Below are 14,588 nucleotides of genomic sequence, written 5' to 3' on the forward strand. Positions count from 1 at the left end.
GGCGCGGCCGCCGGTGGCCCCGCCGGGACGACGGAGGTGCTCTGTGCGCGAAGGTGCTCGTGAGACGGCGCGCGAAGGTGCTCGTGGGACGACGGCCGAGGAGGCGGGGCGGCGCAGCGCGGCCCTGGTCATCGAGGAGGCCCTGGGATTCCTCTACCCGGCTGCCCTGCGCGCCGCGGCGGCCGTGGGTGTGGCGGACCACCTGGCGGACGGCGCCCGCACCCCGGAGGAGCTGGCGGCGGCCACCGGGACCGACGCACCGAGCCTCGGGCGCGTGCTGCGGCTGCTGGCCACGCGCGGGCTGTTCGAGGAGGACGACCGCGGCCGCTTCCGGCTGACCGAGGCCGGTGACGCGCTGCGCTCGGACGCGCCCGTGCCGGTCGGGCCGGCGGTCCTGATGCTCACGGACCGGACGATGTGGCGGCCGGCCGGGGAGCTGACCAGGTGCCTGGAGGACGGGGGCTCGGCATTCGGCCACATCTTCGGCATGCCCTTCTTCGAGCACTTCGCCCGGGACGAGGAGACCGCCGCGGTCTTCCACGAAGGCATGGCCGCCATGTCCGAGGCGGAGAACCGGCCGATCGCCGACAGCTGCCCCTTCCCCGGGGCCGCCACGGTCGTGGACGTCGGAGGCGGCCACGGCGGCCTGCTGCTGGCGGCGCTCCGCGGCCGGCCCGGTCTCCACGGCGTGCTCCACGACCGGGCGCACGTGCTGGCGGGCCACCGGCTCGACACCGAGGAGACGAAGGGCCGCTGGTCGCTGCACGAAGGCGACTTCTTCACCGACGTCCCGCCCGGCGACGTCCACCTCCTCAAGCGCATCCTGCACGACTGGGACGACGAGCAGTGCGTGGGCATCCTGCGCAACTGCCGCCGCGCGCTGGCGCCGGGCGGCCGGGTGCTCGTCGTCGACGCGGTCCTGCCGCCGGGCAACGCCCCGCACCAGGGGAAGACGCTGGACGTGATGATGATGGCCTCCCTGGTCGGCCGCGAGCGCACGGAGAGCGACTTCGCCCGGCTGTTCGACGCGGCGGGGCTGCGGCTGTCGCGCGTCATCCCCACGCCGACCGTGCTGTCGATCGTGGAGGGCGTGGCCGGAAACGACCCCTCCGAGGGGCCCGGCGGTGAGGCGGGCGGCACCGCCTGAACCGCCTGCCCCGGCCCGAGCGTTCACGCGTGGTCAGAAGCCGTCCCGCATCTTTGCTGTGAGTTACCCGTGCTGGTCAGTGGCGCTTCCGTTGCTCCGATGGGGTGAGGGTCGTTGGCCTGGGGGAACGGTGCGGCACGGACGGTCGGGTGGTGGGTGCGGTGGCACAGGGTGGGGCCGAGCGGGACGTCGGCGGGGGAAGTGAGCGGGCAGACGCGGGCTTTGCGGGCCTGTCCCCGTCAGCTGGGTGGGTGGGCCGTGCGGTGTGTGCGGTGGTGGTGCTGGTCGCTGGTGTGCACGGGCTGATGACCGTCGGCCATCTGGCGGTCCCGGCACGGTCCGCGCCGGCGGTGCACACGGTGACGGTCCGGTGGCTGTCACCGGAGTTCACGCAGCGCTGGCAGCTGTTCGCTCACGATCTGGAACGTCGGAGGGGTCTCGCTGTGCGGGTGCGGGTGGCTGCAGGGGCTGGGCTGCGGACCTCCCCGTGGGTCGATCTGACGGCGCGTGAGGCTCGGGCCGCCCGGGGGCGTCTGGTGGCCAGACATGCCGAGCTGACCGAGCTGGAGGCCCTCCTGGTCACGGTGAGCTCGGCGCAGCACGGGAGCCGGGAGGAGCAGCTGGCGCAGCGGTATCTGTGCCGGGTGGCCACCCAGCGGCTGGCGGGCCTGCCGCTGGGCGGCCCAGTGGTGCAGGTGCAGGCGCGGCTGACGCAGGAGCGTTCTGATCCTCCTCCATGGCAGCGGCCCCGGCCGGGTGCCCGGGGTGCCCGGCAGGTCGTGCTGAAGACGACGGCCTGGCTGCGGGTGCGTCCCGCTGATCGAGTGGTGAAGGGGCAGCGGTGGTGAGCCCGGCGTGGGCGGGGATTCCTGCCGCCGTGCACCGGCGCGCTGTCCGGTTCCGTCAGGGTATGGACTGGTTGGTCCGGGCGCCCCGGCGCAGTCGGCAGGTGGCCGTGGTGCGGATCGGGGTCGCGGCGGCGTGGCTGGTGTCGCTGGTTTGCGAGTGGCCGGTGCGCGAAGGGATCTACGGGCCGGACGGGCCGTGGGCGTGGCCGATGGCCGGCGAGGTCATCCGCAGCCTGCATTCCTTCAGTCTGCTCTCGCTGACCCCGGGTCCCGGTTTCAGCCTGTGCGTCCATCTCGTGGCGGCTGCCGCAGCGGTGCAGCTGCTGCTCGGCTGGCACACCCGCACCGCTGCGGTGTTCTTCCTCCTCGGGGTGCTGTCGCTGCAGAACTACGCTTGGCCTCTCGGCTACGGCGCGGATACGGCCGTGCGGCTGACCGCTCTGTATCTGGTGGCGGTCCGCAGTGGCCGTGCGTGGTCGCTGGACGCGTACCTGGCGGGCCGGGGAAGGAAGTCCCCGGGGGTGGCGGGCGTCGTGCTGTGGGTGGTGCTGGGCGGGCTGCTGGCAGCTGGTGCGGCCGGTCCGGGAGCGGGCCGGCTCCGGCTGCAGATCGCGCTGTGGCTGGTGTGGGCCGGCCAGGCGTGGGCGTGGTGGGTGCGCCGCAGGCCGGACGCAGGCGGCGCGCGGGGGCTGGAGGCGCTGGCGAACGCCGTGCACAACGCTGTGGTCGTGGTGATGATGTGCCAGGTCGTCGTGCTGTATTACACGGCCGGGATGTCGAAGCTCGCCGAGGCCACCTGGCGCCAGGGAACCGCCGTCTACTACGCGCTGCACGTGACGACGTCGCCGTGGCCGTCCTTGACCGCGCTGATCTGCTCCAGCAGCGTGCTGGTGGCGGCACTGACCTGGGGCACGGTGGTGCTGCAGGTGTCGTTCCCGTTCGCGCTGCTCCACCCCCGCACCAAGAACTGGGCACTGATTGCCACTTTCTTCGAGCACTGCGGCATCGCCTTGCTGATGGCGTTGTGGTACTTCTCGCTGGCCGTTCTGGCCGCGGATGCCATCTGGCTGCCCACCGGGCCGCTCAGGCGCCTCGGAGGCCGCCTGCGCACCCAGCGCGAGCGTGCGTCGGCCTACGTGCGCGAAGCGCACGCCGATGCTGCACCGGTGTCCTCCCCGCGCCCCCCGGGCGCCCTGACACCACCGCGAAGGAAGGCCTGACGCCGATTACCCCAGGTGGAGCAGAGGGAATTCCTTCATCACCCCTTCCGGACAAGGAGCACATGATGAAATCCCGTATCGCGCGCCGCCTCGCCTTCGTGATCGCCGTCGTCTGCGTCGGCTTGGGCATGGCGGCCAGCTCCGCTGCCGCCGCAGACGGCGACCTGCTCGGCCTGCTCAGCCAGCTCGGCGGCGGGGGTGGCGGCGACAGTGGCCTGCTCGGCGGCCTGCTCGGCGGCGGCGAGGGTGGCCTGCTCGGCGGCCTGCTCTGACGGCGGCGGCCTGTTCAGCGGCTGAGCGTCCGCAAGGCCAGACCGCCATCACCCCGGTCAAGCTGGAACCGCTGACCCGTGCCCCGGCCGACCAGCCGGCAGGCCCAGGGGCCGTCGCCGCATGACCGCGGCTCCTGGGCCTGCGCGCCGGAAGTGACCGTCGCGGCCACCGACAGGATGAGCGCCTCTGAGGCCGGGAGCAGACGTCCGGTCACAGGGGCGCGGGGGGCGAGGCGGACGGTCCAGGGCGGGCCTTGGGCGCCGGCTCGACCGGCGCAGCTGGGCCGGGCCGGCCCCGGCCGGCCGGGGCCTCGATCAGATCTCAAGTCCCGTCACGCACCGTAGACGCGGGACGGCTTCTCAACCGTGCAGTCGATCGTGCGATCATCCGGATCGAAATCCTCCATATCCCTTGTGTCCCGGATCACTTGAGCCCGCCGCCCAAGGTCCATTGACCTCGATCACCCGCTATGACGAGGATGATCGAAAACCAGGCCTTTGGGGGAAGGGCATGAGTGTTGACATGGCGTATCACCATTTGGGCGCGGGGGTTCTCGATCACGCCCGGAGCCGGCCCGACGGGATCGCGCTGGCCCTCGGCAAGCGCGACGTCACCTACGCGGAGGCCGCCGGTACGGCACTGACCTGGGCGGCCCGCATCCTCGACGTCACCGGCGGAAGTCCCCGCCGGGTGGGCGTCTTCGCCCACCGCAGCGAGACCTCCTACCTCGGCACGCTGGCGGCGCTCTTCTCCGGTGCCGCCTTCGTGCCGCTCAACCGGCGCTTTCCCGTCAAGCGCACCCGCTCCATGGTGGAGCGCGCCGGCCTCGACGCGCTGATCGTGGACCAGGGCTCGCTGCCTCAACTCGCCGAGGTGTTACGGGGGATCGCCCGGCCGCCGGCGGTGCTGCTGCCGCACGGCGACGCGGGCGACCGGGAGCAGCTCGCCGCCGCCGGCGTCCCGGCCGTGCTCACCGCGGCGGACCTCGCCGGCGCCGAGCCGCTCGCGACCGCCGTGCAGGCCGGGGAACACGACCCCGCCTACCTGCTTTTCACCTCCGGCAGCACCGGTGCCCCCAAGGGCGTGCCGGTCACCCACGGCAACGCGCGGTCGTTCCTCGCCGCGGCCCAGGCCCGCTACGGCATCACTCCCGAGGACCGGTTCAGCCAGACCTTCGACCAGACCTTCGACCTGTCGGTCTTCGACCTCTTCATGGCCTGGGAACACGGCGCCCGGGTCTGCGCCATGGACTCCATCGAGATCCTCGCCCCCTTCCGCTACCTGGAGCGCAACGAGGTCACCGTCTGGTTCTCGGTGCCCTCCGTGGCCGCCGTCCTGCGCAAGCGCGGGTCGCTGACGCCGGGGCGGATGCCGGGCCTGCGCTGGAGCCTGTTCTGCGGCGAGGCGCTGCCGCGCGCCACCGCGGAGGCCTGGCAGGCCGCCGCCCCCGCCTCGGCCGTGGAGAACCTGTACGGCCCCACCGAACTGACCATCGCCTGCACGGCCTACCGCTGGGACCCGCGGACGAGCCCGGCCGCGTGCGTCCACGACAACGTCCCGATCGGGCGCCCCTTCCCGGGACTTGCGCCGCTCGTTGTGGACGAGGCGCTGGAGCCGGTCGCCGAGGGCGGCACCGGCGAGCTGTGCGTGGCCGGCCCGCAGACCGCGCCCGGCTACTGGCAGGACCCGGACCTCACGGCGGAACGGTTCCTCGAGCGCGACGGCAGGACCTACTACCGCACCGGCGACCTCGTGCGCGTTCAGGACGGCGGCGACTACGTCTACCTGGGCCGCAACGACCAGCAGGTCAAGGTCGGCGGCTACCGCATCGAACTCGGCGAGATCGAGGCGGCGTTGCGCCGCGCCGGCTGCGCCGAGGCCGTCTGCATCCACCGGCCCGGTGAGGACGTCATCGCCGCCGTCGTCTCCGGCGCGGACGACCCGGAGGCGCTCGCCGACTCCGTCGCCGCGCTGCTGCCCGCCTACATGGTGCCGAAGTCCGTGCACGCCGTCGACGAGATGCCGGTCAACGGCAACGGCAAGGTCGACCGCAACGCCCTGCGCTCCTGGTTGGACACCCTCGTCGCAGCCCGATGAGCGGCAGCCGCACGCCCGGCTGCACGACACGCCTCGAAGACCGCTCCGTGGAGAAGAACATGAACAGCGTCGACCAGCTGATCGCGCACACCCTCAGGATCGACGAAGGCAGGATCACCGCCGACCTGGAGTACCAGTCCATTCGGGAGTGGGACTCCCTGGGGCACGTGACGCTGATGATGGCCCTGGAGAACGCGTATGGCACCCCCGTCGACGACGAACTCACCCTGGAGTTGCGGACGGTGGCCGCGATCCGCGCCTTCGCCGCCGAGCACGCGGGCCCCTCCTCCGCCGAGGGCGCGGGCCCGGCGCCCGCGGCGGAGGAGAAGCCCGCCGCACCGGCGGCGGCAACGGCACCGCAGCCCGACAAGGCCGTCCGCCGCGGGCTCGAAGGCGTCAGCTTCGATTACACCACCATCACCCGCATCGACGGTGCCGAGGGCGTCCTGGAGTACCGCGGATACAGCATCCACGACCTGGCCGAGCACGCCTCGTACACCGAGGTGGCCCACCTCCTCGTCCACGGCGAACTGCCCGACGCGCACGCCCGCGCAGCGTTCGAGAAGGAGCTGCAAGCCCGCCGCGCCCTGCCGCCCGAGGTGCTCTCCCTCGTCCGCTCGCTCGCCCACGCCCACCCCATGGACGCGCTGCTCACCTGCCTGCCCGCCCTCGCCGCCTACGGGCCCCGGCGCGACGCCGCGGCGGACGAGACGTACGGGGAGGCGCTCGACGCGGGGATCACGCTGCTGGCCCGGATCCCCATGCTGGTCGCGGCCCACCACGCCGTCCGGGAGGGCCGCGAGCCGGTCCTGCCGGCCGAGGACGTGCCCGCCGTCGAGGCGTTCCTGACGGTGCTCCTGGGCGCGGAGCCCACCCCCGCGGCGGTCCGCTTCATGAACAAGGGGCTGATCGTCCACGCCGACCACAGCTCCAACGCCTCCGCGTTCGCCGCGCGCGTGGCCACCGGCTCCCGCGCCGGGATGACCGCCGCCCTCACCGCCGCCGTGGCGACGTTCGGGGGCTCGGTGCACGGCGGTGCGGCCGAGCGCGTCGTACGCCTCATCGACGACGTCGGCAGCCCCGAGAACGCCGGCGCCTACGTGCAGGAGCTGCACGGCCGCGGCGAGCCCGTCATGGGCTTCGGCCACCGCGTCTACCGCACCGAGGACCCGCGGGTGCGCCACCTGCGCGCCACCGTCGCCGAGCTGAGCGCGGAGCGCGGGGACACCCGGGGCCTGGACATCCTCGACGCGGTCGCCGCCGCGATGGGCCCGTACGCCCGGCGCGGCGTCGCCCCCAACGTGGACCTGTACGCGGGACTCGCCTACCGGCTGCTCGGCCTGCCCGACGACCTGGCCGTGCCCCTCTTCGTCGTCGGCCGCACCGCCGGCTGGGTCGCCCAGGTGCTCGAACAGCACGCCAACAACGTGCTCATCCGCCCCCTGCTGGCCTACGACGGCCCCCGCTCGCGCAGCTACGCGGGAGGCGCCGCATGAGCCGCCACCTGCTGTGCATCGGCCGCTCCCGGCAGATGCACGCCAAGGCCCACCGCCTCGGCCTGCGCCTGAGCGTCGTCGCCGAGCTGTCCCGGGTGCGCACCCAGCGGGACCTGTCGATGTACGAGCGGATCGTCGCGCTGCCCGACACGGCCGGGGTGGCCGAGTGGGTCGCCGCCGCCCGCATGGTGCACGAGCACGACCCCGTGGACGCCATCGGCGGGTTCAACGAGGAGACGCAGGAGTTCGCCGCCGTGATCGCCGGCGCGCTCGGCCTGCCGTACCACGCGCTGGAGACCGTCCGCGCCACCCGCCACAAGCACCTGATGCGCGACGCGCTCCGGCAGGCCGGGGTCGACCCCACCCCTGCGCGCGAGATCGGCGGGCGCGACGACGTCACGGCCTTCGCGGCCGAGCACGGCTATCCGCTGGTGGTCAAGCCGGTCGACGGCAGCGGCAGCGCGGCCGTCACCGTCGTCCGCTCGGCCGCGGACGTCCCCGCCCGGCTGCCCGAGGGGTACCGGATGCTCGCCGAGGGCTTCCTCGACGGCGAGGAGTACAGCGTCGAGGCGCTCTCCGAGAAGGGGGAGCACCGCGTCGTCTGCGTGACCCAGAAGTTCACCGACGAGGCCACCCGGGTGGAGACCGGCCACTGCGTGCCCGCGCCCGTGGACGACGCGCTGCGGGCCGCCGTCGACGCGTACGTCCCGCGGGTGCTCGACGCCCTCGGCGTGACGGACGGGCCCACGCACACCGAAGTCATCGCCACGGCCGGCGGGCTGCGCGTCGTCGAGACCCACCTGCGGCTCGGCGGTGACCACATCGTCGAACTGGCCGAACTCGCCCTGGGCATCGACCTCGACACCGCCTGGATCCGGCAGGTGGCGGGGGAGACGGTCGTGCCCGACCTGTTCACCGAGGCGTTCCGCGCGGCCGCGATCACCTTCGTCACGCCCTCCGCCGCCGGCGTCCTGGAGCGCACGGAGGGCACGCAGGAGGCCGCCGCGCTGCCCGGCGTCGTCACCGTCGAACAGCTCCAGGAGCCGGGCGCGGTGCTCGCGAGGACGCTCACCAGCCAGGGCAGGGCCGCCTGCGTCATCGCCACCGGCGCGACCGGCGAGGAAGCCGTGGAGCGCAGCCGGGCGGCGGCCGGGAAGCTGAGGTTCGTGGTGGCATGCGCGGGGTGAAGCTGGGCCGGCCCGGCGCCTGGCTGCTCGGCGGCACCCTGGCCACCAGCCTCGGCGGCGGCATGCAGACCCTGGCCGCCGGGAAGCTGCTCTACGACGAGACCGGCTCGATCGCCGCCTTCGGCATCGTCCTGATCGTCGAACAGCTCCTCACCTTCACGGTTCCCCTGGTGGCGGGCCCGTGGGTGGACCGCGGCGACCCGCGGCGCATCTGCACCGCGATCGAGCTCGCCCGGGGGACGGCGCTCATCGCCATCGGGTGCGTCATGCTCTCCGGGCCGAGCCCCCTGGGCTGGATCATGGCGATGTCCCTGTGCATCAAGGCGGGGCAGCCCTTCTACCGGGGCGCCATGTTCTCGATGGCGCCGGCCGCCGTGCCCGGCGCGGCGCTGGGCACCTTCAACGCCTACTCGAACATCGCCCAGCAGGGCGGGGCGCTGCTCGGGGCCGCCGTGGCCGGAGTGATCATCCAGGGCTGGGGCGCCTCGGCGTGCTTCCTGGTCACCGGTGCCGGCTTCCTCCTGTCGGGCCTGGCCATCGCCGCCGCGCGGATGCCGCGGCCCGAGGCGGAGCCCGCGGAGGGCAAGGGGGCCTCGGCGGGCTGGGGCCCGGTCGTCGCACTGCTGCGCACGGAGCGGGGCTTCGCCCGCCACCTCCTGCTGGGCACCGCGGACAACATCGCCGTGGTGCTGTTCAACCTGCTGCTGTTCGCCCTGGTCGCACGGCACTTCGGCGGCAGCGCCTACTGGCTGTCGGCCATGGACTGCGCCTTCGCCGTCGGCGCGATCTGCGCCGCGCCCGCCCTCGGCCCCCTCGAAGCGAGGCTGGGGCCGAAGGGCGCGGTACGGGCCGGGCTCGCGGGGCAGGCACTGTGCTTCGCGGCCCTCGCGGCCGGGCCGGGCGGCCCCGTCGTGATCGGCCTGGCGCTCGTCCTGGGCGCGTGCAACACCGTCTCCTGGACGACGGTGACCACCGCCCTGCAGCTCCGGGCGGGCAAGGCCGTGCGCGGCCGGATCGGCACCGCCCGCAACCTCGTCACGGCGGGAGTCTCGGCTGCCCTGGTGCCGGTCGTCTCCCGCCTGGAGCAGCGGTCACTGGCCTTCGCCCTGCTGGCCGGTGCGGTCGTCGTCGCGGCGTACGTGCTGCTGGCGGGGGCCGTCGCGGGGGACCGGGAGACGCCCGGCGAGGACGGCGCGGCACGGCAGGACGGCACGACACGTAACGAGACGTCGGGGGACGAGAAGGAAGTGACTGCCACGTGATCACCCGGGAGCAGCTCGCGGGACGCGACGCGCAGCTGTACAGCCTGCCGCGGTTCGCCGCCGAGCACGGCGTGGACCTCGCGGCCGTGCCGTACAGCGGACGCATCCTGCTGGAGGCGCTGCTGCGCGCGGGCGAGCCCGGGAAGGCGGCCCTCCTCGCGGGACGGCTGGCCGCGGGCGAGGAGGCAGGCCTGGAGATGGCCTTCCCGCCCGCCCGCATCCTCGTGCAGGACTACACCGGCATCCCGCTGCTGGTCGACCTGGCGGCGCTGCGCAGCCGCGTGGACCGGCCCGAGCGGGTCAACCCGGTGCTGCCGGTCGACGTGGTCGTCGACCACTCGGTGCAGGCCGACTGGGCGGGCCGCCCGGACGCGCAGGCCCGCAACGAGGCGCTCGAACACGCCCGCAACGCCGAGCGCTACGCGTTCCTGAAGTGGGCCCGGAGCGCCTTCGACGGCGTGCGGGTGATCCCGCCGGGCCGCGGCATCGTGCACCAGGTGAACCTGGAGCAGCTCGCCACGGTCGTCGCCACCGGCGCCGACGGCCTGCTGTTCCCGGACACCGTCATAGGCACCGACAGCCACACCACCATGGTCAACGGGCTGGGAGTGCTGGGCTGGGGCGTCGGCGGCCTGGAGGCCGAGGCCCTGATGCTGGGCCTCGCCCAGCCGATCCGCATCCCCGCGATCGTGGGCGTCCGCCTCACCGGCACGGTCCGGCCCGGCGTCTCGCCCACCGACGTGGTGCTGACCCTCACGCAGCGGCTGCGCGAGGAGAACGTGCGCGGCCTGCTGGTGGAGTTCACCGGCCCCGGCATCGACGCGCTGTCCGCCGCCGACCGGTGCACCGTCGCCAACATGGCCCCGGAGTACGGCGCGATGGCGGCGTACTTCCCCGTCGACGCCGAGACCCTGCGCTACCTGCGGCAGACGGGCCGCCGCGACGAGGACGTCCGCCTGGCCGAGGCGTACTGCCGCCACCAGCACCTGCTGAGGGAGGAGGGCGGCCGCGGCCCCGAGCCGTGCTTCGGCCGCGTCGTCGACTTCGACCTCGGTGCCGTGCGGCCGAGCCTCGCCGGACCGAGCCAGCCCGACCAGCGCATCGCCATCCCCGAACTGCCCGGCTCCTTCGCCCGGTTCCACGGCGGGCCGGTGCGCACCGCGAACGGCCTGAGCGACGGCGACATCGTCATCGCCTCCATCACCTCCTGCACCAGCACGTCCAACCCGAAGGCCATGCTGGCCGCCGGCCTCCTGGCCCGGCGCGCCGTCGAGCGCGGCCTGTCCGTCCCGGACCGGGTGAAGACGAGCCTGTCGCCCGGCTCCCGCGCCGTCACCCGCTACCTGGAGGACGCCGGGCTGCTGCCCCACCTGGAGAAGCTGGGCTTCCACGTCGCCGGCTACGGGTGCATGACCTGCAACGGCGGCAGCGGGCCCCTCAACGACGGCGTCGGGGAGACCGTCGACGCGCACGGCCTGAACGTCGCCGCGGTCCTCAGCGGCAACCGCAACTTCGAGGCACGCGTCCACGGCCAGGTCCGCGCGGGCTACCTCGCCTCGCCCGCGCTGGTCGTCGCCCTCGCCCTCGCCGGCACCGTCCGCACGGACCTGGAGAGCGAACCGCTGGGCACCGGAAGCGACGGCGAGCCCGTCCTGCTGGCCGACATCTGGCCCACCGGCGCCGAACTGGCCGCGCTGGAAGAGGAGTTCCTCACCCCCGAGCTGTTCGCCGCCGCCGAGGGGGACGACCCCGGCTGGGACGCCATCACCGCACCCGACGGCCCGGTCTTCCCCTGGGACGAGGACTCCACCTACATCCGGCTCCCCGCCTTCGTGGGCGCCACCCGCCCCGCCGGCGCACCCGTGCGCGCCGCCCGCGCCCTGCTCGCCCTCGGCGACGACGTCAGCACCGACCACATCTCCCCGGTCGGCGCCATACCGGAGGACTCGCCCGCCGGCATCCACCTGCGCGAGCGGGGCGTGACGGACTTCAACTCCTACGGCTCCCGCCGCGGCAACCACGAGGTCATGGCCCGGGGCACCTTCTCCAACCCGCGGCTGCACAACGCCCTGACCGGGCCCGGCGGCAGCGGCGGCACCACCCTCCACATCCCGAGCGGCGAACGGCTGCCCGTCCACGAGGCGGCCCGCCGCTACGAGGCCGCCGGCACCCCGCTGGTCGTGCTCGCCGGGAAGAACTACGGCAAGGGCTCCTCCCGCGACTGGGCGGCCAAGGGCCCCTGGCTGCTGGGCGTACGGGCCGTCCTCGCCGAGAGCTTCGAACGCATCCACCGGGCCAACCTCTGCGCCATGGGCATCCTGCCGCTGCTCCTCCCGGACGGGAAGAGCTGGGCCGCGCTCGGTCTCACCGGCCACGAGGAGTTCGCGCTGGAGGGCCTGGAGCACCTGCGCGACACCGGCACGGTGCGCGTCGTGGCCGGCGGCACCGCCTTCACGGCCCGCGCCGAGGTCCACTCGACGGGGGAGTGGGACGTGCTCCTCGCGGGCGGCACCCTCCCCCACCTGCTCGGCCGGCTGGAGGCCGCCGGGCAGGAGGACGGCGGGGGAGAAGCATGAGCCGGGACATCCTCGCCGGGCTGGACCTGCTCGACGCCGCCGGGGCCGAGGCGCTCGCCGGCCGGACGCAGTCCTTCGCCCCCGTCCACCTCGGCACGCGCGACGTGCCCGTCGGCACCGTCCTGGACCTGATCCACAAGGACGACGCCCTGCTGCCCCCGCGCACCGGGCACCTCGGCAACTGGGAGGACATCGCCCTCGGGCGCTCCGGGCCGATGGACTTCAACACCGCCATCTGCGGGCAGGGGCACGGCTATCCGCTGATCTACGGCTTCACGCAGACCGAGACCGAACCGGACGGCGACACCCCGGCCGGCGGCGACGCCGTCTACCTTCCCGGGTCCGTCGTCGACCGGGGCGGGCGGCGCGTCCTGCCGCTCTTCAGCTGGGACGGCCGGGCGTTCGTGCGCCGCGACCGCAGCCGCCCGCTGTTCTGCCCGCTCGTCAGCACCGAGCACGAGGGAAGCCTCGTCCCGCTGGTGGACCTGCACTGGCGCCGCATGCACACCATCGCCGGGTACCGCTTCGAGCTGGAGGCCTCCTCGATCGTCGCGAACGCCGAGGCGTTCACGAGCATGCTGACCCTCCTGCTGGAGGAGGCGGCCGCGGGCCCGGGCCCGCGGCGCGCCTTCGGCGAGCTGATCAGCCACGCCGTCCGGCTCGACGGAGAGGTCTCCCGCTGCGAGATCCGGGCCGACGGCCGCGGCTTCCTGCTCGCAGGCCACCGCTACGGCTCGGCCCGCGCCCTCGCGGAAGCGGCCCTGGAGCCCTTCCGCGCCCTGACCGGCCCGCAGGACTTCCAGGACCGGCTGGGCGCGCTGCCGCCCGTCCTGCCCGTGGTGTCCCACCTGCTGACCAGCGTCCTGACCGGGCTCTTCGGCACCCACCTCCCCGACGGGCCCGCGGGCCACGACGAGGACCCGTTCGTCACCCACCTGCACTGGGGCGCGCGGGCCATGGCCGGCTGCCCGCCCCGCCGCGGCGGCTACTTCACCCGCAAGGCCACGGTCCGCGGGATGCGCGCCATCGCCTCCACCCTCGTCCGCTCCTTCCCCGAGGCCCGGCCCCTGTGCGTGGTGCTGCTGCCGGCGCCCGTCTTCATGCTCTGCCCGGCCGGCACGGACCCGCGCGACGCGGAGCTGATGGCCGCGCTCCTGCGCACCGTCGGCGCAGCCCGGCCCGATGCCGCCTACGACACCGCGACCGGCTGGCTGCAGGAGCACGGCGAGGGCTTCTCCGCGTACCTGCGCGGCAGGTTCCGCGACGGCAGCGGCGTCCCGCACGACGGGGTTCTGCGCGAGCCGTCCGTCCCCGTCGAGCCCGAAGGCTTCCGGGACCTCACCTTCCGCCAGGCCTCGGCGGTCGTGGGGGCCTTCGAGGAGGTGATCAACGCATGAGCCGCAGCACCGGCCGCAGCACCGGCCGCAGCGCGAGCCGCAGCACGAGCGGGCCCGTGAACGGACCCGTCGGCGGACCCGTGAAGGCCGAGCACCACACCCTCCGCGCCACGCTCGCCGAGCCGTTCTCCAGCAACACCGGCCTGACCACCCACGTGCACCAGCAGGTGCTCGTGCTGCACTGGGAGGGCCTGACCGGATACGGCACCGCCCTCGCGACCCGACCCGGCGAGCTCGACGCCTGCCTGCCGCTGCTCACCGACGCCTCCCCGCTCGCCCTCGCCCGCACCCTCGGCCGGCTGCACGCGGCGGGGATCCGCCCGGCCGTGGTCGCCGCCGTCGACATGGCCCTCCACGACCTGCTCGGCAAACGGGCCGGACTCCCGCTGCACGCCCTGCTCGGACTCGCCGGGCAGCCCCTCGCCCCGACGGCCCTGTCCATCGGCGCCGGCTCGGACGAGGAACTGATCCGCCGCGGCCGGGCCCTGGCCCACTGGCCCGTCCTCAAGCTCAAGCTCACCCCCGAGGACGACGGCAGCCGGGCCGGGGTCCTGCGCGAGGTCTACGACGGGCGCATCTGGGTCGACGGCAACGGCTCCTGGACGCCCGAGCGCGCCGTCGAGGTCGCCCGCGAACTCGACCGGCACGGCGTGGAACTCCTCGAACAGCCCGTACCGCCCGGCCCGGCCGACCGCCTGCGCTACGTCCACGAGAACGCCCCCCTGCCCGTCGTCGCCGACGAGGACTGCACGGGCCCCGAGGACGTCCTGCGGCTGCGCGGCAGCGTCTCCGCCGTCAACATCAAGCTGACCAAGTGCGGCGGCCTGCGGCGCGCCCACGAAACCGCCACCCTCGCCCGGCGGGCCGGGCTGAAGGTGATGCTCGGCTGCAAGACCGAGAGCGCACTCGGTGTCACCGCCATGGCCCAGCTCGCCCCCCTGGCCGACCACCTCGACCTGGACGGCCACGTCGACCTGACCGACGACCCCTTCCGCGGCCTGCGGATCGACGAGGGGACGCTCCTGATGCCCGACGGCCCCGGCCTCGGCGTGACCGCAACAGACACCACCGATGAAGAGAGCTGA

At 74.2% G+C, this 14,588-nt stretch carries 11 protein-coding genes; all 11 read left to right on the forward strand.

Annotated elements, in window-relative coordinates:
- Positions 1 to 43 precede the first annotated feature (43 nt).
- The 11 genes from AS857_RS03315 to AS857_RS03365 all read left to right on the forward strand — a co-directional run bounded on the left by AS857_RS03315 (position 44) and on the right by AS857_RS03365 (position 14,588).
- A complete protein-coding gene (locus AS857_RS03315; protein WP_079110025.1) occupies positions 44 to 1,147 on the forward strand; it encodes a methyltransferase in 1,104 nt (367 codons plus the stop codon).
- A gap of 305 nt (positions 1,148 to 1,452) precedes the next feature.
- Positions 1,453 to 1,995, forward strand: a complete 543-nt coding sequence (locus tag AS857_RS40940; RefSeq protein ID WP_245699612.1) for a DUF5819 family protein — start codon at positions 1,453 to 1,455, stop codon at positions 1,993 to 1,995.
- A 62-nt stretch (positions 1,996 to 2,057) separates the two neighbouring features.
- Positions 2,058 to 3,215, forward strand: a complete 1,158-nt coding sequence (locus tag AS857_RS03325; RefSeq protein WP_079110026.1) for an HTTM domain-containing protein — start codon at positions 2,058 to 2,060, stop codon at positions 3,213 to 3,215.
- A 65-nt stretch (positions 3,216 to 3,280) separates the two neighbouring features.
- Entirely contained in the window at positions 3,281 to 3,487 is a 207-nt protein-coding gene (locus tag AS857_RS03330; protein ID WP_216823936.1) for a hypothetical protein, read from the forward strand.
- Positions 3,488 to 4,010: 523 nt separating this feature from the next.
- Positions 4,011 to 5,585: an amino acid adenylation domain-containing protein gene (locus AS857_RS03335; protein WP_063804149.1), complete on the forward strand. Its 1,575-nt coding sequence runs from the start codon at positions 4,011 to 4,013 to the stop codon at positions 5,583 to 5,585.
- A gap of 59 nt (positions 5,586 to 5,644) precedes the next feature.
- Positions 5,645 to 7,081 (forward strand): citrate/2-methylcitrate synthase, encoded by a 1,437-nt coding sequence (locus AS857_RS03340; RefSeq protein ID WP_058042076.1) that lies wholly within the window; start codon positions 5,645 to 5,647, stop codon positions 7,079 to 7,081.
- The gene (locus AS857_RS03345; protein ID WP_058041583.1) at positions 7,078 to 8,268 is read left to right on the forward strand and encodes an ATP-grasp domain-containing protein; all 1,191 of its coding nucleotides are present in this window, start codon (positions 7,078 to 7,080) and stop codon (positions 8,266 to 8,268) included. The genes AS857_RS03340 and AS857_RS03345 overlap by 4 nt, the downstream gene beginning before the upstream one ends.
- Positions 8,256 to 9,530 (forward strand): MFS transporter, encoded by a 1,275-nt coding sequence (locus AS857_RS03350; RefSeq protein ID WP_058041584.1) that lies wholly within the window; start codon positions 8,256 to 8,258, stop codon positions 9,528 to 9,530. The genes AS857_RS03345 and AS857_RS03350 overlap by 13 nt, the downstream gene beginning before the upstream one ends.
- A complete protein-coding gene (gene acnA, locus AS857_RS03355) occupies positions 9,527 to 12,106 on the forward strand; it encodes an aconitate hydratase AcnA (RefSeq protein ID WP_058041585.1) in 2,580 nt (859 codons plus the stop codon). Before AS857_RS03350 ends, acnA begins: the two co-directional genes overlap by 4 nt.
- A complete protein-coding gene (locus tag AS857_RS03360; RefSeq protein ID WP_058041586.1) occupies positions 12,103 to 13,503 on the forward strand; it encodes a DUF6025 family protein in 1,401 nt (466 codons plus the stop codon). The genes acnA and AS857_RS03360 overlap by 4 nt, the downstream gene beginning before the upstream one ends.
- A complete protein-coding gene (locus tag AS857_RS03365; RefSeq protein WP_058041587.1) occupies positions 13,500 to 14,588 on the forward strand; it encodes a mandelate racemase/muconate lactonizing enzyme family protein in 1,089 nt (362 codons plus the stop codon). Before AS857_RS03360 ends, AS857_RS03365 begins: the two co-directional genes overlap by 4 nt.

The organism is Streptomyces roseifaciens (assembly GCF_001445655.1).
In the GTDB taxonomy this organism is placed as follows: Bacteria; Actinomycetota; Actinomycetes; order Streptomycetales; family Streptomycetaceae; genus Streptomyces; species Streptomyces aureoversilis.